Consider the following 18,660-nt stretch of genomic DNA (forward strand, 5'->3'; position numbering starts at 1 on the left):
TCAGTTTTCCTTCACCGCAAGGTGCGCTTGCAGGGCGTTGATTTCGGCAGCGGTCGCCGGGCTGGGCGCGAGTTCCTGGCTGCGTTGCCAGGCTTGCAAGGCTTCCGGCAGTTTGTTTTGTTTTTCGAGGATGAGGCCTTGCAGGGCTGCGGCCTGCGGGGCGTAGGCGCTGTTTTTCAGGGCGTCCGCGCTTTGCAGGGCGGCGTCGTAGTCGCCGTTTTCTACTTGGAACAGCGCCTGTTGCCAGCGTGCGCTTTGGGCGACGAGTGGGTCGGGGCTGGCGGCGGCGAGTTTGAGTGCGGTCTGCGCGTCTTCTTTTTTGTCCGCTTTTTGGTAGGCACTCGCCATGTTGAGCGCGGCCAGCGCGGTGATGTCGCTGCTTTCTTTCAGCAGGGCGTCATATGGGGCGGCGGCGGCTTGCAGGTCGTTTTTTTCCAGCGCCTGCAGCAGGGTGTCGAGTTGTGCCGATTCGTTCAGCCGCTGGGTTTCTTGCTGGTTTTGCCAGTAGCGGTAGCCGCCGATGGCTCCCAGGCCAAGTACCAGTCCGGCGATGATGGTCAGGCCGTATTGTTGCAGCCATTCGCGGATGAGTTCTACGGTTTCTTCGTCGGTTCTGTCGGTTGTGGGGATCATGCGGTTTCCTTGAGGCGTTCTTGGAGGTAGGCGGGTGTTTCGGCCAACGGCAGGCGCTCCTGGTTGCCGTCGCGCAGGTTTTTCAGGCTGGCGCTTTGGTTCGCTGCTTCGTCATCGCCGATGATGAGGGCGTAATGCGCGCCTTCTTGGTCGGCTTTGCGCAGCTGGTTTTTCAGCGCCTGAACCTGGGTTTGTACGAGGACGGCGATGTCGGCGTCGCGCAGGCGTTGTACCAGCGGCAGCAGGCTCGCAAAGTGGGCGTCATCGGTGGCGATGGCATAGACGGCGGGCGGGGTGTCGCGGAAGGTGTCGCGCGTTTGCGCCAGTAGCAGGATGCGCTCGATGCCGAAGGCAAATCCGGCGGCAGGGGTCGGTTTGCCACCCAGTTGTTCGACCAAGCCATCGTAGCGGCCGCCGGCGGTGACGGTGCCTTGCGCACCGAGGGCGTCGGTCGTCCATTCGAAGACAGTGTGGCAGTAGTAGTCGAGGCCGCGGACGAGGCGCGGGTTGCGCCGCCAGGCGATACCCTGCGCGTCCAGTAGTGCTGTCAGGCGGGCAAAGTGGGCGCGGCTTTCGGCGCCGAGGTAGTCGTCCAGCGCGGGTGCACCGTCCAGCACCGCCTGTACGCCAGCGTTTTTGCTGTCGAGGATGCGCAGCGGGTTGATAGTCAAACGGCGGCGGCTGTCGTCATCCAGCGCGTCCAGGTGGTTTTGCAGGTAGGCAACCAGCGCTTGTTGGAAGGCGTGGCGTTCTTCGGCAAGGCCGATGGTATTCAGCTCCAGCGTCAGCAGGTCAAGTACGCCTAGGCGACGGAAGAGGTCGGCGCAGATGGCGATGAGTTCGGCGTCAAGTGCCGCACCTGCCATGCCGAAGGCTTCGACGCTGACTTGCGAGAATTGGCGGCTACGTCCTTTTTGCGGGCGTTCGTAGCGGAACATTGGCCCTTCGGCATAGACGCGCTGCGGTTGTTGCAGTTTGCCGTGCTGGATCATCGCCCGCACCACGCCTGCGGTCGCTTCCGGGCGCAGGGTGATGCTTTCGTCGTTGCGGTCGCAGAAGGTGTACATTTCTTTGCTGACGACGTCGGTTTCTTCGCCGACGGCACGCTTGAACAGGCCGGTTTGTTCGAGGAGCGGCAGTTGTAGCGGGCGGTAGGCGTAGCGGGCAAGCACGGCGTGGATGAGGTCGTGCAGTTGTTGCAGGTGGCTGGCTTCGGGCGGGAAGACGTCGTTCATCCCGCGCAGCGACTGGATTTGTGCTTTAGCCATTGGGGACATCTACGTTGAAGCGGCGGCCGGAGTTTTTCTGGCGGTAGTTTTCCAGCGGCTGTTCTTGGCCGTTTATCAGCATGACGACGCCATCGGGGCGACCGAGGTTGAGGTTGTACGGCGCGCCGTCGGCGGGCAGTTCGATTTTTTCGCCCGCTTTGACGAGTTTGGACAGTACTTTTTTGTTGCCGCTGTCTTTGATTTCTATCCAGCTTTCGACGGAGAACGAGAGCTGGATGCCGCGGTTAGCGGTACTAGCGGGCGGGGTGTCGCTAGCCGGGGTTTCTGCGCCTTGTTCGCTGTTGGTGGCGCTGCTGTCGCTGGCAGGCGGCGGGGTCAGGCCGGGGATGTTCTGCGCGCTTTCGGGGGAGAGCGGCGTGCCTTCCGGCGAGAGCGGGGTGCCGCCCACTTCCAGCACAATTTCGTTGCCGCTGTTGGCGCTGCCGCCTTCGGCCGGGGTGGTTTCGCCGCTCGCCTGCGGGGCGTTGAAGGCGCCGTTGATTTGTGTCATCAGCCAGGAGTTGTTGTCAAACAGCTGGTAGAGGAGGATGCCGCCGATGGCAACGACCGGGATGAGCAGCAGCCAGGAGCCGAGGTAGCTGCGGCGGCGGTAGGGGCGCGCCTGGCTTTCGATGTTGGCAGCGGTCAAGCGCAATTCTGGCGCGGGTTCGCTTTTGATTTTGTTGAATGCCTGGCTGACCGCCGCTTCGTTTAGGCCGAGGAAGCGGGCATAGAGGCCAAGGTAGCCGCGGGTAAAAACCGGTGCGCCGATTTCGGCGAAGCGGTTTTGTTCGAGTCTTTCGATGATTTCCTGGCTGAGGTTGGACTGCATCGCCGCGGTGGCGATGGAGAGGTCCCGCTTCATGCGCGCGGCCGAGAGGACTGCGCCGATATCCAGCGCGCCGGTGGTGTTGGTCTTTTCGCTCATGGTCAGATTCCTAGCGCTTTTGCCTCAGGGGTACTTTTGTAGTTGCCGCGCATGACGCGTACCAGTTCTTCTTCCATGCGCGTGTCGCCGCTTTTGCGCGCCGCCTCAATGCCGAGTTTGACGCTTTCCGGGCTGTAGCCGACGTAGGTGTGCACGACACGCAGGTAACGCAAGGCGCTGGCGTAGTCGCCTTTTTGCAGGGAGATTTGTGCCAGCGGCAAGAGCGCGCCTTCGGCCTGCGGGTTGGCGGCAAGCGCCTGTTTGTAGGCGTTTTCGGCGGTGCCACTCTGGCCGCGGCGCTGCATGCAGTTGCCTTCGGCGATACCGGCGGCAGCTTTGAATTCGGCATTGCGGCCGCGCATTTGTCCGAGCAGGGTTTGCATTTCGCTGTCGCGGTCGAATTTGCAGAGGAAGGTGGCGTAGTTGGTATAGCCGAGCAGGTATTCGGGATGGCTGTGAATCAGTTTTTGGTACACCTGGTTGCCGGAGGCGATATCGCGTTTTTCTTCGTAAAGGACGGCGAGGATGTTCCAGGCTTCCGGCGGGTGCGAGTCGATTTCGATGGCGCGTTGCAGTTTGGGTTCGGCGAGGTCGTAGCGCCCCATTTGCAGGTATTGCGCGCCCAGCTCGACGTAGTCTTTGTAGGCTTGGCCGTAGTCGGCTTTTTTCTTGACGACGGTGGGGACGTTGTCGTCATCGTTGTTGCTGCCGCCAAAGCCGAATGTGCTACAGCCGCCCAAAAGCACCGTCGCGGCGGCGCAGAGCAGGGGAAATTTTTTCATTTTCATACGGTTTCCACCTCTTTTCTGGTTTGTTTGCGTTCTCGGATAAGGCGGTCTTTGAACTGCCCCACCAGCTGCCCGCAGGCAGCGTCAATGTCTTCTCCGCGGGTTTTGCGGATGGTGGCTACGTAACCGTTTTCGGTCAGGTAGCGCTGGAAAGCGAGGATGTCGCTGCGGCGTGAGCATTGGTAGCGACTGCCGGGAAAGGCGTTGAACGGGATCAGGTTGATTTTGCCGGGGATGCCGCGCAGCAGTTCGGCCAGTTGGCGTGCGTGCTCCAGGCTGTCATTGACGTCGCGCAGCATGACGTATTCCCAGGTGACGCCGCCGTGCTGGCCGTTATGGCGCACGTATTGGTGGCAGGCGTCAAGCAGTGCGGCGAGGCCGTAGCGGGCGTTTACCGGGACGATTTGGTTGCGCAGTTCGTCGTTCGGCGCGTGCAGCGAGACGGCGAGGCTCAGGTCGGTCACTTCGCGCAGGGCGTGGATGGCGGGGACGATACCGGAGGTGCTCAGGGTCACGCGGCGCTTGGAGAGGCCGAAGGCGTGGTCGTCCATCATCAGCCGGGTGGCGGGCAGGACGTTGTTGAAGTTCACCAGCGGCTCGCCCATGCCCATGAGGACGACGTTGGTCACGACGCGGTTGTTGCCGTGGCGGTCGCAGTTGAGGATGTCTTTGGCAAGCCATACCTGGACGATGATTTCGCCGGTGGTGAGGTTGCGGTTAAAGCCCGCGTGGCCGGTGGAGCAGAAGGGGCAGGCCAGGGCGCAGCCTGCCTGCGAGGAGATGCAGAGGGTGCCGCGGTCGTCTTCCGGGATGAAGACGGCTTCGATGCTGTTGCCGCAGTCGTAGCGGAAAATCCATTTGCGTGTGCCGTCGCTGGCGGTTTTGTCGGCGATGATGGTCGGGAAGCGCAGTTCGGCGATGTTTTTCAGTTTTTCGCGCAGCGGTTTGCTGAGGTCGGTCATCGCGTCAAAGTCGGTGACGCGCTCGTGGTAAATCCATTTCAGCAGTTGTTTGGCGCGGAAGGGTTTTTCGCCGTTGTCGATGAACCACGCGGTCATTGCCTCGCGGTCCAGATCGAACAGGTTGATTTTGTCTGCCATCAGCGGCACAGCTCGCGTTCGGCGAAGAAGAAGGCGATTTCGCGCGCGGCGTTTTCAAGGCTGTCCGAGCCGTGCACGGCGTTGCGTCCCTTGTCTTCGGCAAAGTCGGCACGCAGCGTGCCGGGGGCGGCTTCTTTCGGGTCGGTCGCGCCCATGAGTGTGCGGTAACGGGCGACGGCATCCTCGCCGCGCAGCACTTGCACCATCACCGCGCCGGAGGTCATGAATTCGACCAGTTCGGCAAAAAAAGGACGTTCGCGGTGAACGTCGTAGAAACGGGCGGCATCGTCGCGGCTAAGGCGCAGCATTTTGGCGGCGACGATTTCCAGGCCGTTTTTTTCGAGGCGGTCGAGGATGGCGCCGGTATGGTGGTTTTGCACGGCATCGGGTTTGATGATGGAGAGCGTCATTTGCGCGGGCATGGAGACTCCGTGAAGATGGTGTGAGGTTAAAAACGGGCGGTATGGTAGCACATCGGGCGACGTTTGAAATTAGTCGTATTGTGCTTGCAGGGCGGCGAGACGCTCCGGTGTGCCGATGTCCTGCCAGACGCCGCCGTACTCCTCGCCGCTCAATTCGCCGCGCGGCAGATGCTCGCGCAGAATGGGGGCGAGCGGGCGGAAACCGGGGGCAACGCCGGCGAACAGGCGCGGATGCAGCACGGAAATGCCGGTAAACGTCAGCGTTTCGCCCGCAATCAGCATTTGCCCGGCAAGGGAAAAATCGCCGCGCGCTTTCCATGCGGGCGTCGGCACGAGCAGGAGGTGGGCGAGGCTGTCCGCCGGGCGGTTTTCGCGGAAACGGTGCAGGTCGGCGTCGCACCAGATGTCGGCATTGACGACGAGAAACGGCGCATCGCCCAAGAGCGGCAAGGCCTGGATGATGCCGCCGGCGGTTTCCAGCCCTTCCTCCGGCTCGCGCGAATAATGGATGCGCAGGCCGTAAGCGCTGCCGTCGCCGAGCGCGTCGGCAATCATCGCGCCGCGATAGCCGAGGTTGATGACCACTTCACGGAACCCGGCGTGCGCAAGGCGCCGCAACTGCCAGCCGATAAGACTGTCGCTGCCGACACGCAACAGCGGTTTGGGGCGGTCGGCGGTCAGCGCCCCCATGCGTTTGCCGCGCCCGGCGGCGAGGATCATGGCTTTCATGTTGATGTTTCCGCTTCAGGAAATTTATACGCTTATTGTGTCTGTATTTGCTGCAACTGCGCTGTTAAGCGCGGGGCGGCGCTCGTCAGCACTTCCGCCAGCGGTGCGTATTCCCGCAGGGCGGCGGCTTCTTCGCAGGCGTAGGCGAGCACACGCGGCAGGTCGGCCAGATACCCGCTTTTGCCGTCGCGCGTGGCGAGGCGGACGAACAGCCCCAGCACTTTCAGGTGGCGTTGCAGCGACACGGCATCGCAGGCGCGCGCCCAGTCTTGCGCAGCAACCGCCGGATGGTGGCGGACACGGAAGGCTTCTTCCCAGCGGCGCACGTCGGCAGACGGGTAGCGCAGGTAGCAGTCGCGGGTGAGGGAAACGAGGTCGTAGGCGGGATGCCCCCACAGCGCATCCTGATAGTCGAGAATGCCGATGCTGCCATCATTGCAGCGCATCAGGTTGCGGCAGTGGTAGTCGCGGTGCACGCAGACGGCGTTGTCGCTGACTTCTTCTGCCAGCCGCGTTTCCAGCGCCTGTAACGGCGCGCTGTCTGCGTGGATGCCAAGCCACGGCAAAAACCATTCGCGCATGAGCGCGGCTTCGGTGTGCAGGCGGGCGGTTTCATACGGCGGGATGGCATCGCGCAGGTTGGCGGTCGCCTGTTGCCAGTCGCCGAGCAGGGCGAGCGCTTGGGTCATCGCCGCTTCCGGCGCGGCGGCGAGGTCGTGATAGAGCCAGCGGTCGCCGTAGTCTTGCAGCAGCAGCAAACCTTGCGCGGTATCGGCGGCGTGGATTTCCGGCACCGGCAGACCGCAGGCGCGGAACTGGTCGCTGCGCGTTTGGAATAGTGCAACGCCGCCGTGTTCGGGCGGTGCGTCCATCAGGATGAAGGAGCGGTCGCCATCCTGCACGCGGAAGTAGCGGCGGAAACTGGCATCGCCGCCGAGCGCGGTGAGGGTGATGCCCGCGCCCAATGCAGAAACCGCGAAAGCACGGCGGGCACTTTCGCGGTTTTCGGTTGGGGTTTGCATCAGGAGGCGGGTTTCGCTTCTTCGGCAGGCTTCGCTGCTTCTGCCGGTTTGGCTTCCGGTTTGGTCGCGAGCGTGTTCAGTTCGTCAAAGAGGCGCGGGTAGTCTTCGCTGGAGTTCGGCACGTATTTGCCATCGACGACAAATCCCGGTACGCCTTCGAGTTTGCTCGCTTCAAAGAGGTTTTTGGCGCGGTTCACTTTTTCTTTGACGGCGAGTGAGTCCCAGGCTTTTTCAGCCTCTTCCTGTTTGGCACCGTTGGCGACGAGGAAGGCAATGGCTTCTTTTTTGTCGAAAATGATGCCGCGCTTGCGGTCTTTGTGGACGGCCTCGAAGATTTTTTCATCCATCGCTTTTTCGTCCATGCCCAGCTCGCGCACGGTGTAATACATTTGCGCGCCGCCCGCCCAGTTCGCAGTAACGGCCGGAACACGGGTGAATTTCAGCGCCGGGTCAATGCCGTTTTCCAGCCATTTTTGCAGCGCCGGCTCCATGTGGTAGCAGTGCGGGCAGCCGTACCAGAAGAATTCGACGATTTCGCCCGGTTTGATGTCTTCAACGGCGACGGGCAGAACGGTGTAATCAGCGCCTTCGCGGTATTTCACCGGTTGTGCCTGGGCGACGGTAGCAAGGGCGGCGGCAAGGGCGAGGACGGTCAGGGATTTTTTCAACATATTAAACTCCGTGTGGGTACCAAAAGAGGCGCGCATTATAACGGCTCGCGCTTAGGCGACAGCGGGTTATCCGAACGGTAATACCGCATGCTAAGATGCGCCCGTTTTTTCTACCGGACACCGCCATGCACCTGCCCCCGCAATCTTTTCCGCTGACGCGCAAACGCCGCAACCGCAAGGACGACTTTACCCGCCGCCTGATGCGCGAAACCACCCTGAGCGCCGCCGATTTCATCCTGCCCGTCTTTGTCTGTGAGGGCGAAGGCAAGCGCGAGGCGGTGCCGTCCATGCCCGGCGTGTACCGCCTTTCCATCGACCTGCTGCTCGCCGAATGCGCGGAGCTGGTCGCGCTCGGCATTCCGGCGATAGCGCCGTTTCCCGTCATCAGTCCCGAATACAAAAGCGCGGACGCCGCCGCCGCTTACGACCCGGACGGACTCATCCCGCGCACGGTGCGCGCGGTCAAAGCCGCCTACCCCGAGCTGGGTGTGATGACCGACGTCGCGCTTGACCCCTACACCATCCACGGTCAGGACGGCATCACTGACGAAGCTGGCTACATCCTGAACGACACCACCGTCGCCACCCTCATCAAACAGGCGCTGAGTCATGCCGACGCGGGGGTGGACATCGTCGCGCCGTCGGACATGATGGACGGCCGCATCGGCGCCATCCGCCAGGCGCTGGAAACAAACGGCCACGAAAACGTGCGCATCATGGCGTATTCCGCCAAATACGCCAGCGCCTACTACGGCCCCTTCCGCGACGCGGTCGGCTCTGCGGCGAACCTCGGCAAGGCGGACAAACGCAACTACCAGATGGACCCGGCCAACAGCAACGAAGCGCTGCACGAAATCGCGCTGGACATCAGCGAGGGCGCGGATTTCGTTATGGTCAAACCCGGCATGCCCTACCTCGACGTGCTGCGCCGCGCCAAAGACCAGTTCGCCTTCCCGCTCGCCGTCTACCAAGTCAGCGGCGAATACGCGATGCTCAATGCCGCCTTTGAAAAAGGCTGGCTCGACCGCGAAGCGGTTATCCTCGAAACCCTGCTCGCCTTCAAACGCGCCGGCGCCGACATCATCATCAGCTACTTCGCCAAAGACGCGGCGCAGCTGCTACAACGCCCATAACCTTCCCATTTATAGCGATATACTCAAAGTTTTACACAAAGAGCAACGCCGAAGACAGTACAGATAGTACGGCGAAGCGGCGCAACACCGTATGAAGCTTTCAGTAGATTGCTATATCAATAAAATTGGAGAGAACTATGGATAGATATAATAACTCTATTTATCAGGAAATAGAGCGCAGACAAATCAAATATCTCTGTCATTTTACTCCGCAGAATAATTTAGAACATATTAAAAATTATGGACTTTTATTGCGTAATGAAATGCCATGTGGTGCTACTATTACCGATAGTACTCGCGCGGATAACGTCAGGAGTGCCATTTGTATGACCATTAGTAAGCCTAATAGATGGATGCTTGAGCAGAAGCAACGAGAAGGACATCATTTAGCATTGTTACTAATTTCGCCCGATGTACTTTTTATGAGAAAGTGTCTATTTTACCCACATAATGCAGCAACTGCTAGTTTAAGAAGACGTCCAATAGAAGATTTTATGGGCATAGACGCATTTAAAGAAATCTTTGCAGAAGAAGTTGAATATAAGAAAAGTGGAAAAGAGTCACAAATTATTCGCAGATCCTCCCATTTAAGCGCTGCAGAAACCACCTCTGATCAAGCAGAAGTCCAATGTTTAGAGCAAATATCACCCCAACATATTATGCGGATAATAACTTATAATATTCCACTAGATTATCAGGACGTCCAAATACTTGCAGGCAAACTCTTTCTAAACCCACAAAGATATCGCAATATTCCAGCAGAAAGGCTAATTTATCCAAAACCCAATAATACTTACGACCCTGATAATATTATAGAAATTGACTTTTAAGGAGAATTCATGGAAACTCAAAAGAATAAATTCAGCGCTATTGGGAGAGCAAAACGACCTATTTTTATCCCCAATCCTAACGCGCCTGGTGTGAGTGAAGAATTGATAACGTTTGATTGGCATATGGGCATGAGTGCTGCTGTGAAAAAGCGTTCTATTACCAGCCTGCATGAGCAAGCTAAGAAAAAGGGCTTCAAGAATATTTTAGAGGCTTCCAGTAAATCAGAGCAGCCACTTGGTCTGCCACTAAGCGCTTTTTTTCTAAAGGATGAAGACGGCGTTCCTGTTGAGAACCTTTTTCAAAGTAGCAAAGTATTTGAAAATGGTGGTGCTTTTTTGGATTTACGCCATGTATCTCCCCGCGCTGCAAAAAAAGATCTGCGTTTGAAGGAAAGTGGCGCGATGCTGAAATTCTTGTTTAATGGCAAGGAATTCCCATTAGAACCCAAAAGTTTATTTTATGACTGGCTTTATTCTAAGATTTTATATGGGAATAATAATATTGAACTAAAAAATCAGTTGATTAATGAAGTGTTTGATGCCTTTAGTGACATTGAGTTTAATCCAAAAAAATCGTTTAGCTGCCAAGCGCGAACTTTGGCACTTTTTATTTCTCTTCACTCCACTAACTGCCTCAAAGAATTTATTGAGGATCCATTTGGTACTGCGGACAAATATCAGCTTTATAGAGGAGTAAGTTATGGAGAGCATCGTAAACAGAAAAAATACAATTCGCATAATTCAATGACAGAAGAACCATCTCTTTTTCCTTCGGAATCTATAAAAAAGAAGGAAGAAGCTAGCAATACTAATATCGCCAATACAGCAATCATCTTTACACAACCTGTTATATCGCAAAACATTCATGAAATTACGTTAGGTGTCGCCAGTATTGAAGACTCACGGTATTTCTATCGTAATATTTTTGGCTGGCGAGAAATTGAAAATAGTAATGATGGCGTGGTACGTTTTCAAGTTAATAATATCCTAGTTTTGGTGCTGCGTCCTCGTAAAAGTAGCAATGGCAATATTCCTTACCCTTTCAGCTTATCGCATAGTGTTGCAACCCGTGAAGAAGTAGATCGTTTATTTAGCTGGTTTGCCAGTAAAAATATAAAAATCTCCAAATCCCCCTGTAAAGATAAAGGTAAATATGGTGGCTATATTTCAGACCCTGATGGTTTTTTATGGAATTTTTTTGCGGCTTGAGTTTTTATTTTCTTTTAAAAAATTCTGTCAAATGGCAGAGTTTTTTAAGGTATAACGTATAGACACCTACCTAAAAATTTAGGTACCAAAGAGATAAAGCATCACTGATTAATCTTTTCGGTGCATCGCTATACATACACCTTAGTCGCTACCCTGTATGTAAACGACCATCTAACAAAACCATGCCCCACCACTGCGCCGTCATCGGCAACCCCATCGCCCACTCACGTTCGCCGGAAATCCACGCCGGATTCGCCGCCGCGCGCGGCATTGCGCTGCGCTACGACCGTATCCTCGCCGCAGATGAGGCGGACTTTGCCGTCATCGTCGCCCGTTTCTTTGCCGACGGCGGGCGCGGGCTGAACGTAACCGTTCCCTACAAACAAGCCGCCTACCGCCTCTGCGGCCGCACCACGCCGTATGCCGCAGCGGCCGAAGCCGTCAATACCCTGTGGCAAGAAAACGGCCAACTCTGCGGCGACAACACCGACGGACGCGGCCTCCGCCTCGCCCTGCAAGAGCACGGCATCAGCCTCGCCGGCGCCCGCATCCTCATCCTCGGCGCGGGTGGTGCAGCGCGCGGCGTCATCCTGCCGCTGTGCGAGGCGAAGCCGGCGGCGTTGCACCTCGCCAACCGGACACTGGCGAACGCCGAAGCCATCATCGCCAGCCAACAACTGCTGACCCGCGTGCCGCTTGCCGCCTATGCGCTCACCGACCTCACCACCCGCGCGCCCTACGACCTCATCATCAACGCCACCTCGACCGGCCTAACCGACCAACCGCTCGCCCTGCCCGCCAACCTCGCCCACTGCAACAGCCGCGCCTACGACATGCAATACGGCAAAAGCACGCCATTCCTCGCCTGGGCGGCGGCACAACAAATCACCGCGCACGACGGCTACAGCATGCTCGTCGCGCAAGCCCGCCTCTCCTTCCAACAATGGTTCCCGCTATGAACACCGAACTGCTGAAAAACTACCGCGACCCCATCCTCGACCTGCAACCCTTCGCCCACCCCGGCGCCATCCGCGAAAACAGCGACGGCAGCATCACCCTCGCCCCCGGCTTCCCGGCAGCCAGCGAAGAAACCCGCTGGCGCAGCGGCCTGCAAGCACTCGGCATCGACACCAGCGCACTGCACTTTGACTATCGCATCGAAAGCCAAAACGTCCAAAGCGGCCTGAAGCCCTACCCCGGCGTAAAAAACATCATCGCTGTCGCCTCCGGCAAAGGCGGCGTTGGCAAATCCACCCTCTCGGTGAACCTCGCCATCGCCCTGAGCCAACTGGGCGCGGCGACCGGCCTGCTCGATGCCGACATCTACGGCCCCAGCCAGGCGCGCATGCTCGGCGGCGCGACCCGCCCGGAAAGCACCGACGGCCACACCATGCAGCCCATCGTCCGCCACGGCCTGCAAACCCTCTCGCTCGGCGACCTCGTCGAAGAAGACACCGCGATGATTTGGCGCGGCCCCATCGTCACCCAAACCCTCCTGCAACTCTTCCGCGAAACCCGCTGGAAAGACCTTGACTACCTCATCATCGACCTGCCGCCCGGCACCGGCGACACCCAGCTCACCCTCTCGCAACAAATCCCGGTGGCAGGCGCGGTCATCATCACCACGCCGCAGGACATCGCCCTGCTGGACGCGAAAAAAGCGAAAACCATGTTCGACAAAGTCGCCGTGCCGGTACTTGGCCTCGTCGAAAACATGAGCAGCTACACCTGCCCCAACTGCGGCCATGAAGCGCACATCTTCGGCAAAGACGGCGGCAAACTGCTGGCGGTCAGCCACCATCTGCCCTACCTCGGCGACATCCCGCTGGACATCCGCATCCGCGAAGAAACCGACAACGGCAACCCGACCACCGCCGCCGAACCCGACAGCGACATCGCCCGGCGCTACCGCACTATCGCGCTGCGCACCACCGCCCACCTCGCCGCCAGACAAAAAAGCGAGACGCAGGCATTCCCGAAAATCGTGATCGAACGCTGAAACCGCGGACTTACAGGATGCGTTCGCGTCGTAGGTTGGATGAGCGAGGAACTCGCGTAACCCAACACCACACAAATCAATGCTGAATGACACCTTATTCACCCAAAACAATGAAAAAACACCTCTTCCCCCTCATCGCCGCCTTGGCCTTCCCGCTCGCCCACGCCGCTGACAGCGCGCTGGACGCCGCTCGCCTTTTCTTTGAAGCCGTGCGCGACCAACAAGGCGCTGCCGCCGTCGCCCAACTCGCCATCCCGGCAGACCAACGCGACGCCTTCCAAAAAATGATTGATAACGGCGACATCACCCGCATCTTCGCCGAACACGGCGGCATTGAGCGCTTCAGTATCGACGAAACCGGCGTCAAAGACACGCAGCACCAGCTCGTGCGCGTCACCGTTCACAGCAAAGACGGCAACAGCGCCCCCTTCGGCGACATCCTCATCATCCACACGGACGACCGCGGCTGGCTGGTGGACGCGCGCAGTTTCTAGCCCATCACCCGCGACCTCCTGAAACCCCCAACCCGGAAACCCTCATGAGCATCAAAAACGACCGCTGGATCAAACAAATGGCCGAACAACACGGCATGATTGACCCCTTCGAGCCCAACCTCATCAGCCACGACGAAAACGGGCGCAAAATCGTCTCCTACGGCACCTCCAGCTACGGCTACGACGTCCGCTGCGCGCGCGAATTCAAAGTATTTACCAACATCAACAGCGCCATCGTCGATCCCAAAGCCTTCGACCCGCAGAGCTTCGTCGATATCGAAAGCGACGTCTGCATCATCCCGCCGAACAGCTTTGCCCTCGCGCGCACCGTCGAATACTTCCGCATCCCGCGCGACATCCTCACCATCTGCCTCGGCAAAAGCACCTACGCCAGATGCGGCATCATCGTGAACGTCACCCCGCTCGAACCCGAATGGGAAGGCCACGTCACCCTCGAATTCTCCAACACCACACCGCTGCCGGCGAAAATCTACGCGCACGAAGGCGTGGCGCAAATGCTCTTCCTCCAGTCCGACCAGCCCTGCGCCATCTCCTACAAAGACCGCGCGGGCAAATACCAGGGACAAACCGGCGTTACCCTGCCGCGCACTTAAAAACGCCCCGCGTCACGAACACGCGGGAATCCCGTTATAATCCCCTCCCCTTCACAACACAGGAAAAACCCATGGCAGACTTCAACCAAATCCTCGACGCTGGCGACGTGGACGGCGGCATCATCAACGTCGTTGTCGAAATCCCGGCAGGCTCCAACCACAAAATCGAGTGGAAACGCAAAGTGGGCGCGCTGATGCTTGACCGCGTCGAGCCGCTCATCTTCGCCAAGCCCACCAACTACGGCTTCATCCCGCAAACCCTCGACGAAGACGGCGACGAGCTGGACGCCCTCATCATCACCGACACCCCGCTGCCGACCGGCGTGTACCTGCAAGCGCGCGTCATCGGCGTGATGAAATTCGTCGATGACGGCGAAGTCGATGACAAAATCGTCTGCGTCCCGGCGGACGACCGCCAAACGGGTGACGCCATCAAAACGCTGGCCGACCTGCCGGCGCAACTCATCAAACAAATCGAATTCCACTTCAACAACTACAAAGCGCTGAAAAAACCCGGCTCGACCAAAGTTGACCACTGGGGCGACATCAGCGAAGCCAAACAAGTCATCCGCGACTCACAAACCCGCTGGAAGCAGCAATAACCTCCCGCCCCGCGCCCGCGCGGGGCTTTTTTCACCCAGGAAGGCATCCCGATGAAAAAACTCCTCACCCTCCTCCTCATCCAAGCGAGCACCGCCATGGCAGACACCCAAGACCCCAACCTCTGGCTCGAAGACATCGACGGCGAACGCGCCCTGCAATGGGTGCGCGAACAAAACGCCGTCGCCGAAAAAGCATTGACCACCAGCCCCGACTTCAAACAAGCCGAAGCCGACATCCTCGCCGTCCTCGATTCCCAAGAAAAAATCCCCTACGTCGGCAAGCGCGGCGACTACTACTACAACTACTGGCAGGACGACAAAAACCCGCGCGGCATCTGGCGGCGCACCACGCTGGACGAATACAAGAAGCCCAACCCGCAGTGGGACGTCATCCTCGACCTCGACGCGCTCAACAAAGCGGAAAACGCCACCTGGGTCTGGCACGGCGCCGAGTGCCTGCGCCCTGACTACCGCCATTGCCTCATCAGCCTCTCCGCCGGCGGCTCGGACGCCGACGAAACCCGCGAATACGACCTGGAAAAACGCGAATTCGTCAAAGACGGCTTCTACCGCCCCGAAGCCAAAGGCTCAATGAGCTGGATAGACAAAGACCACGTCTACATCCAGACCGACTTCGGCGAGGGCAGCATGACCAGCTCCGGCTACCCGCGCGAAGCCCGCCTGTGGACGCGCGGTACCCCGCTCGACCAGGCCGAAATCATCTACCAGGGCAAGGCCGATGACATGATGGTTGCCGCCTGGCACGACAGCACCCCCGGCTACGAACGCGACTTCGTCAGCCGCGTCATCGGCTTCTACCAAAAAGAACTCTACCAACGCCTGAAAGACGGCAAACTGGTGAAAATCGACGTGCCCGATACCGCCGAAAAAGGCGTGGTGCGCGACTGGCTGGTCATCACCCCGCGCGAAGACTGGACCGTTGGCGACAAAACCTACCCCTCCGGCAGCTACCTCATCGCCAACTACAACGACTGGATGGCGGGCAAACGCGAACTGACCGCGCTCTTTACCCCGGACGAACACACCTCGCTCTCCGGCAGCACCTGGACCAAAAACTACCTCATCCTCGAAACCCTCGAAGACGTCAAAACCCGCCTCACCGTTTACGACCCGGCGAAAAACTGGGCAAAAACCCCGCTTGCGGGCGTGCCGGACATCGGCACCGCCAGCACCAGCGCGGTGGACGCCGACGAAAACGACCAAATCTGGCTGACCATATCCGGCTACACCCAGCCGACCACCCTCGCCCTCGCAGAAATCGGCAAAGAACCGGAAACCCTGAAAAGCCTGCCCGCCTACTTCGACGCAAGCGACCTTACCGTCGAACAACACTTCGCCACCAGCGCCGACGGCACGCGCATCCCCTACTTCGTCGTCCGGCCGAAAAACCTCAAAACCGACGGCAAAAACCCGACCCTGCTCTACGGCTACGGCGGCTTTGAAGTCGCGCTCATCCCCGGCTACAACGGCGGCATCGGCAAAACCTGGCTGACCCGCAAAACCGCGAGCGGCCGCAGCGGCGTGTACGTCGTCGCCAACATCCGTGGCGGCGGCGAATACGGGCCGCGTTGGCACCAGGCGGCACTCAAACAAAACCGCCACAAAGCCTACGAAGACTTCGCCGCCGTCGCCCGCGATTTGGCCGCACGCGGCATCGCCGACGCGCAGCACCTTGGCATCCAGGGCGGCAGCAACGGCGGCCTACTGATGGGCAACATGCTCACCCAATACCCGGAACTCTTCGGCGCCATCGTCGTACAAGTCCCGTTGCTCGACATGCAGCGCTACCACAAACTGCTTGCCGGTGCTTCGTGGATGGCGGAATACGGCGACCCGGACAAACCCGAAGAATGGGCATACCTGCAAAACTACTCGCCCTACCACCGCTTTGACCCGGCGAAAAACTACCCGCCGGTGCTGTTCACCACCTCGACCCGCGACGACCGCGTCCACCCCGGCCACGCGCGCAAAATGATGGCGAAAATGTTGGACGCGGGCAAAACTGCGCTCTACTACGAAAACATCGAAGGCGGGCACGGCGGCGCGGCCGACAACAAACAGCGCGCCTACATGAGCGCGCTCGCCTATACCTTCCTCTGGAACGAACTGACGAAGGGACTATAACAATCCTCCTAAACCTCATACGGTGTTTCGTTGTAGGGGGTTATAGGGTGCGCCTTGGCGCACCATTAATTAAGAAACAAATGCTTCCGCGACGGTGCGCCGAGGCGCACCCTATGGTGCTGTTTTCAGACCTGACAAAAGACCGGGCATCGCCCGGTCTTTCATATCCAACACCAGTACTTAACCTTCCTGCTCGGCGACGATGCCCGCATCTTCCAATTCGCGCACGATATCCTCCCAGCCCGCATCACGGGCGTATTTGACCATTTGCGCGAGGGTGTGTGCGCTGGCCGGGCGGTGCTGCGTGGCAGGAATTTCTGCCGGACGCATTTTCCAGGGACGCAGGGTGTGCCCGCTTGCTGCGGCGCAACGGCTTATCAGGGCGGCGATGCGGAAGCCGCCTTCGTCAATGTCGCCCCAGTGGTACACGGGGACGTCCGGCGGCAGTCCCGCAAGCAAGCGGCCATACAGGGCGCGCCATGCCGGTGAGGGCATACCGGCGGTATAAAGGCAGAGGGTGTTGCTGTCGCCGTGTTGTCGCGCCCAGACGTGAAAGGTGGTCAGGTTTTCAATGGTGAGGATTTGCGCGGGCTGTGCGGCCAGTCCATGAATCGCAGACGGCGGCAAGGCGCTGTAGGGGAAATCTGGCGGGAAATCGCCCCGCGTGCGGCGCAATAGGACGTTGCCCGCGAGGCGTACCGGCTGCGGCTCGCGGTAGAGGCCGAGTTCTTGCAGGATTTCTGTTTCCGGCCGCGCTTCACCGGCGAGGTTTCCGGTGAGCAGCACGTCAAGGCAGGGATGCAGATTCTCGATGCGTTTGCTGTCTTTGAACAGCAGCGCGCTGGCATCACGCACGGCGCTTTCGGTGATGCCGCGCTGCTCCTGTTCGCGGCACCAGTTGATGGTTTGGCAGGCGTCGTGCCAACGCCCGGCGTCTTCCGGCGCGGTTTGCCGCACGTTTTTCAGTTTTGCCCAGGCAGCGAGGACGTCGTGCAGGACCGGGTAGTCGGCGAGGCAGGCGGCAAGGGTCTCTGTTGCGTGCCGGATTTGTGCGGCGCGGGTTTCTTGGCCGAGGATGGCCGCCAGTTTGGCTGCGTCGGCGAGTTCGATGCGGCTGATGAAACTCTGCGGTTCGTGGCGCGGGCGTGTCAGGGTAATCGCGCCTTCTGCTTGCGCGTGTGCCATGACGGCGTCATAGGTTTCTTTGTCTTGTAGCCGGGGCAGCTGGTGGTAGTCTGCCAGCGCTTTGCCGGAAAGGGCGGCACGGCGCGTCGTCGTGCCTGCCGCATATTTGTCGGCGGCGCGCAGCAACCGCCTCAGCGCCTGATGTGCCAGTTCTTCTGCCGGGGAAGTCATGGCGCACTGCCCTCACCCGCTTGTCGGCTGATTTCGGCTGCAAGCAGTTCCGGATGAAATTCGGGCAGGTCGGCGCGTAATTGTTCGCGGGTTTCGGCGGTGACGTCGTGGCCGTCGAGAACGATGCCGTTTTTTTCGGCATCCCGCAGGATGTCGTAATAGCGGTCAAGGAAGGCCGTCAGGATGCCCAGCGCGTCGCCGGTGCTCGCCATGAGTACTTGCAGTCCCAGTGCTTCAAAGTAGCGCATGGTGGCGACGATGTTGCCCGGGTCCATTTTGATGAAGGCTTCGTCGATGACGAGCAGGCGCTGGCCGCTGTTGTCGCCGCGCGTCAGGCGGCAGGCCGATGCCAATGCTGCGCCGGCGATGACGTAGAGCGGCGCGCGGCGTTCACCGCCGGAGCCGGAGTCAATACGTTTGCTCAGCCACTCTACGCGCCGGGTTTCGCCACTCGCGCGGTCTTCGCGCAGGATTTCGATGTCGTAGTGGTAGAACTCGCGGTAGTCGTCGAGGGCGTTTTGTGCGGCACCCATGCCGGTGGCGGTTTTTTCGTTCATCAGTTCGTCAAAGACGGGCGGGGTGGCGCCCGCATCGCCAAAGAGGTCTTCGTCGGGGCCGTAGCGGGCGATGTCCTTGATGAATTTTAGCAGTGCCGCGGTTTCCGGCCGTTCTTGTGCGCGGAACTGGTAGCGTTCGTTGTTGGTAAACAGCGGGGCG

The 18,660-nt window shown here is 59.3% G+C and carries 20 protein-coding genes; 9 read left to right on the top strand and 11 right to left on the bottom strand.

What is annotated here, in order from left to right:
• From EL199_RS10020 to EL199_RS10060, 9 genes are all read right to left on the bottom strand, one after another.
• Entirely contained in the window at positions 1–633 is a 633-nt protein-coding gene (locus EL199_RS10020) for a YfgM family protein (RefSeq protein ID WP_004141763.1), read from the bottom strand.
• Complete coding sequence (hisS, locus tag EL199_RS10025; RefSeq protein ID WP_004141761.1) at positions 630–1,901, bottom strand: histidine--tRNA ligase; 1,272 nt, start codon at positions 1,899–1,901, stop codon at positions 630–632. The genes EL199_RS10020 and hisS overlap by 4 nt, the downstream gene beginning before the upstream one ends.
• A complete protein-coding gene (locus EL199_RS10030; protein ID WP_004141759.1) occupies positions 1,894–2,829 on the bottom strand; it encodes a helix-turn-helix domain-containing protein in 936 nt (311 codons plus the stop codon). Before EL199_RS10030 ends, hisS begins: the two co-directional genes overlap by 8 nt.
• A 2-nt stretch (positions 2,830–2,831) precedes the next feature.
• Positions 2,832–3,611: a tetratricopeptide repeat protein gene (locus tag EL199_RS10035; RefSeq protein WP_232008293.1), complete on the bottom strand. Its 780-nt coding sequence runs from the start codon at positions 3,609–3,611 to the stop codon at positions 2,832–2,834.
• A 2-nt stretch (positions 3,612–3,613) separates the two neighbouring features.
• Positions 3,614–4,717 (bottom strand): bifunctional tRNA (adenosine(37)-C2)-methyltransferase TrmG/ribosomal RNA large subunit methyltransferase RlmN, encoded by a 1,104-nt coding sequence (locus tag EL199_RS10040; RefSeq protein ID WP_004141751.1) that lies wholly within the window; start codon positions 4,715–4,717, stop codon positions 3,614–3,616.
• Complete coding sequence (ndk, locus tag EL199_RS10045) at positions 4,717–5,139, bottom strand: nucleoside-diphosphate kinase (RefSeq protein WP_004141749.1); 423 nt, start codon at positions 5,137–5,139, stop codon at positions 4,717–4,719. The genes EL199_RS10040 and ndk overlap by 1 nt, the downstream gene beginning before the upstream one ends.
• Before the next feature lie 69 nt (positions 5,140–5,208).
• Positions 5,209–5,868: an N-acetylmuramate alpha-1-phosphate uridylyltransferase MurU gene (gene murU, locus EL199_RS10050; protein WP_004141747.1), complete on the bottom strand. Its 660-nt coding sequence runs from the start codon at positions 5,866–5,868 to the stop codon at positions 5,209–5,211.
• A 32-nt stretch (positions 5,869–5,900) separates the two neighbouring features.
• A complete protein-coding gene (locus EL199_RS10055; protein ID WP_004141745.1) occupies positions 5,901–6,890 on the bottom strand; it encodes an aminoglycoside phosphotransferase family protein in 990 nt (329 codons plus the stop codon).
• On the bottom strand, positions 6,890–7,561 hold the full coding sequence (locus EL199_RS10060; protein WP_126316071.1) for a thiol:disulfide interchange protein DsbA/DsbL: 672 nt from the start codon (positions 7,559–7,561) through the stop codon (positions 6,890–6,892). The genes EL199_RS10055 and EL199_RS10060 overlap by 1 nt, the downstream gene beginning before the upstream one ends.
• A 125-nt stretch (positions 7,562–7,686) precedes the next feature.
• Here EL199_RS10060 and hemB point away from each other — a divergent pair, with 125 nt between their 5' ends.
• The 9 genes from hemB (at position 7,687) to EL199_RS10105 (ending at position 16,587) form a co-directional block, all read left to right on the top strand.
• Positions 7,687–8,694: a porphobilinogen synthase gene (hemB, locus tag EL199_RS10065; protein WP_040355750.1), complete on the top strand. Its 1,008-nt coding sequence runs from the start codon at positions 7,687–7,689 to the stop codon at positions 8,692–8,694.
• A gap of 137 nt (positions 8,695–8,831) precedes the next feature.
• The gene (locus tag EL199_RS10070; RefSeq protein ID WP_004141740.1) at positions 8,832–9,524 is read left to right on the top strand and encodes a DarT ssDNA thymidine ADP-ribosyltransferase family protein; all 693 of its coding nucleotides are present in this window, start codon (positions 8,832–8,834) and stop codon (positions 9,522–9,524) included.
• A gap of 9 nt (positions 9,525–9,533) precedes the next feature.
• Positions 9,534–10,733: a DarT1-associated NADAR antitoxin family protein gene (locus tag EL199_RS13020; protein WP_004141738.1), complete on the top strand. Its 1,200-nt coding sequence runs from the start codon at positions 9,534–9,536 to the stop codon at positions 10,731–10,733.
• A gap of 182 nt (positions 10,734–10,915) precedes the next feature.
• Positions 10,916–11,692, top strand: a complete 777-nt coding sequence (aroE, locus tag EL199_RS10080) for a shikimate dehydrogenase (RefSeq protein ID WP_004141736.1) — start codon at positions 10,916–10,918, stop codon at positions 11,690–11,692.
• Positions 11,689–12,732, top strand: coding sequence for an iron-sulfur cluster carrier protein ApbC (apbC, locus tag EL199_RS10085; RefSeq protein WP_004141734.1), 1,044 nt, complete (start codon positions 11,689–11,691; stop codon positions 12,730–12,732). The genes aroE and apbC overlap by 4 nt, the downstream gene beginning before the upstream one ends.
• 110 nt (positions 12,733–12,842) lie before the next feature.
• On the top strand, positions 12,843–13,226 hold the full coding sequence (locus tag EL199_RS10090) for a hypothetical protein (protein WP_004141733.1): 384 nt from the start codon (positions 12,843–12,845) through the stop codon (positions 13,224–13,226).
• Between the two features lie 44 nt (positions 13,227–13,270).
• Complete coding sequence (dcd, locus tag EL199_RS10095; protein WP_004141731.1) at positions 13,271–13,840, top strand: dCTP deaminase; 570 nt, start codon at positions 13,271–13,273, stop codon at positions 13,838–13,840.
• Positions 13,841–13,911: 71 nt separating this feature from the next.
• Complete coding sequence (locus tag EL199_RS10100; RefSeq protein WP_004141729.1) at positions 13,912–14,442, top strand: inorganic diphosphatase; 531 nt, start codon at positions 13,912–13,914, stop codon at positions 14,440–14,442.
• A gap of 51 nt (positions 14,443–14,493) precedes the next feature.
• Positions 14,494–16,587: a prolyl oligopeptidase family serine peptidase gene (locus tag EL199_RS10105; RefSeq protein ID WP_004141727.1), complete on the top strand. Its 2,094-nt coding sequence runs from the start codon at positions 14,494–14,496 to the stop codon at positions 16,585–16,587.
• 180 nt (positions 16,588–16,767) lie between these two features.
• Here the strand turns inward: EL199_RS10105 and EL199_RS10110 are convergent, their stop codons facing one another.
• Both EL199_RS10110 and EL199_RS10115 read right to left on the bottom strand, forming a co-directional pair.
• On the bottom strand, positions 16,768–17,943 hold the full coding sequence (locus EL199_RS10110) for a Wadjet anti-phage system protein JetD domain-containing protein (RefSeq protein ID WP_004141721.1): 1,176 nt from the start codon (positions 17,941–17,943) through the stop codon (positions 16,768–16,770).
• Positions 17,940–18,500, bottom strand: coding sequence for an SbcC/MukB-like Walker B domain-containing protein (locus tag EL199_RS10115; RefSeq protein ID WP_004141719.1), 561 nt, complete (start codon positions 18,498–18,500; stop codon positions 17,940–17,942). The genes EL199_RS10110 and EL199_RS10115 overlap by 4 nt, the downstream gene beginning before the upstream one ends.
• Positions 18,501–18,660 lie beyond the last annotated feature (160 nt).

The organism is Cardiobacterium hominis (assembly GCF_900637305.1).
Lineage (GTDB): Bacteria > Pseudomonadota > Gammaproteobacteria > Cardiobacteriales > Cardiobacteriaceae > Cardiobacterium > Cardiobacterium hominis.

Bases quoted from the DNA above. Each gene is read 5' to 3' on its own strand.
- EL199_RS10105 (WP_004141727.1), top strand. From the start codon at position 14,494: ATGAAAAAACTCCTCACCCTCCTCCTCATCCAAGCGAGCACCGCCATG.
- EL199_RS10030 (WP_004141759.1), bottom strand. From the start codon at position 2,829: ATGAGCGAAAAGACCAACACCACCGGCGCGCTGGATATCGGCGCAGTC.
- EL199_RS10100 (WP_004141729.1), top strand. From the start codon at position 13,912: ATGGCAGACTTCAACCAAATCCTCGACGCTGGCGACGTGGACGGCGGC.
- EL199_RS13020 (WP_004141738.1), top strand. From the start codon at position 9,534: ATGGAAACTCAAAAGAATAAATTCAGCGCTATTGGGAGAGCAAAACGA.
- EL199_RS10110 (WP_004141721.1), bottom strand. From the start codon at position 17,943: ATGACTTCCCCGGCAGAAGAACTGGCACATCAGGCGCTGAGGCGGTTG.
- EL199_RS10060 (WP_126316071.1), bottom strand. From the start codon at position 7,561: ATGTTGAAAAAATCCCTGACCGTCCTCGCCCTTGCCGCCGCCCTTGCT.
- murU (WP_004141747.1), bottom strand. From the start codon at position 5,868: ATGAAAGCCATGATCCTCGCCGCCGGGCGCGGCAAACGCATGGGGGCG.
- ndk (WP_004141749.1), bottom strand. From the start codon at position 5,139: ATGCCCGCGCAAATGACGCTCTCCATCATCAAACCCGATGCCGTGCAA.
- EL199_RS10055 (WP_004141745.1), bottom strand. From the start codon at position 6,890: ATGCAAACCCCAACCGAAAACCGCGAAAGTGCCCGCCGTGCTTTCGCG.
- EL199_RS10090 (WP_004141733.1), top strand. From the start codon at position 12,843: ATGAAAAAACACCTCTTCCCCCTCATCGCCGCCTTGGCCTTCCCGCTC.
- EL199_RS10115 (WP_004141719.1), bottom strand. From the start codon at position 18,500: ATGAACGAAAAAACCGCCACCGGCATGGGTGCCGCACAAAACGCCCTC.
- hemB (WP_040355750.1), top strand. From the start codon at position 7,687: ATGCACCTGCCCCCGCAATCTTTTCCGCTGACGCGCAAACGCCGCAAC.
- EL199_RS10070 (WP_004141740.1), top strand. From the start codon at position 8,832: ATGGATAGATATAATAACTCTATTTATCAGGAAATAGAGCGCAGACAA.
- EL199_RS10040 (WP_004141751.1), bottom strand. From the start codon at position 4,717: ATGGCAGACAAAATCAACCTGTTCGATCTGGACCGCGAGGCAATGACC.
- EL199_RS10020 (WP_004141763.1), bottom strand. From the start codon at position 633: ATGATCCCCACAACCGACAGAACCGACGAAGAAACCGTAGAACTCATC.
- apbC (WP_004141734.1), top strand. From the start codon at position 11,689: ATGAACACCGAACTGCTGAAAAACTACCGCGACCCCATCCTCGACCTG.
- hisS (WP_004141761.1), bottom strand. From the start codon at position 1,901: ATGGCTAAAGCACAAATCCAGTCGCTGCGCGGGATGAACGACGTCTTC.
- aroE (WP_004141736.1), top strand. From the start codon at position 10,916: ATGCCCCACCACTGCGCCGTCATCGGCAACCCCATCGCCCACTCACGT.
- EL199_RS10035 (WP_232008293.1), bottom strand. From the start codon at position 3,611: ATGAAAAAATTTCCCCTGCTCTGCGCCGCCGCGACGGTGCTTTTGGGC.
- dcd (WP_004141731.1), top strand. From the start codon at position 13,271: ATGAGCATCAAAAACGACCGCTGGATCAAACAAATGGCCGAACAACAC.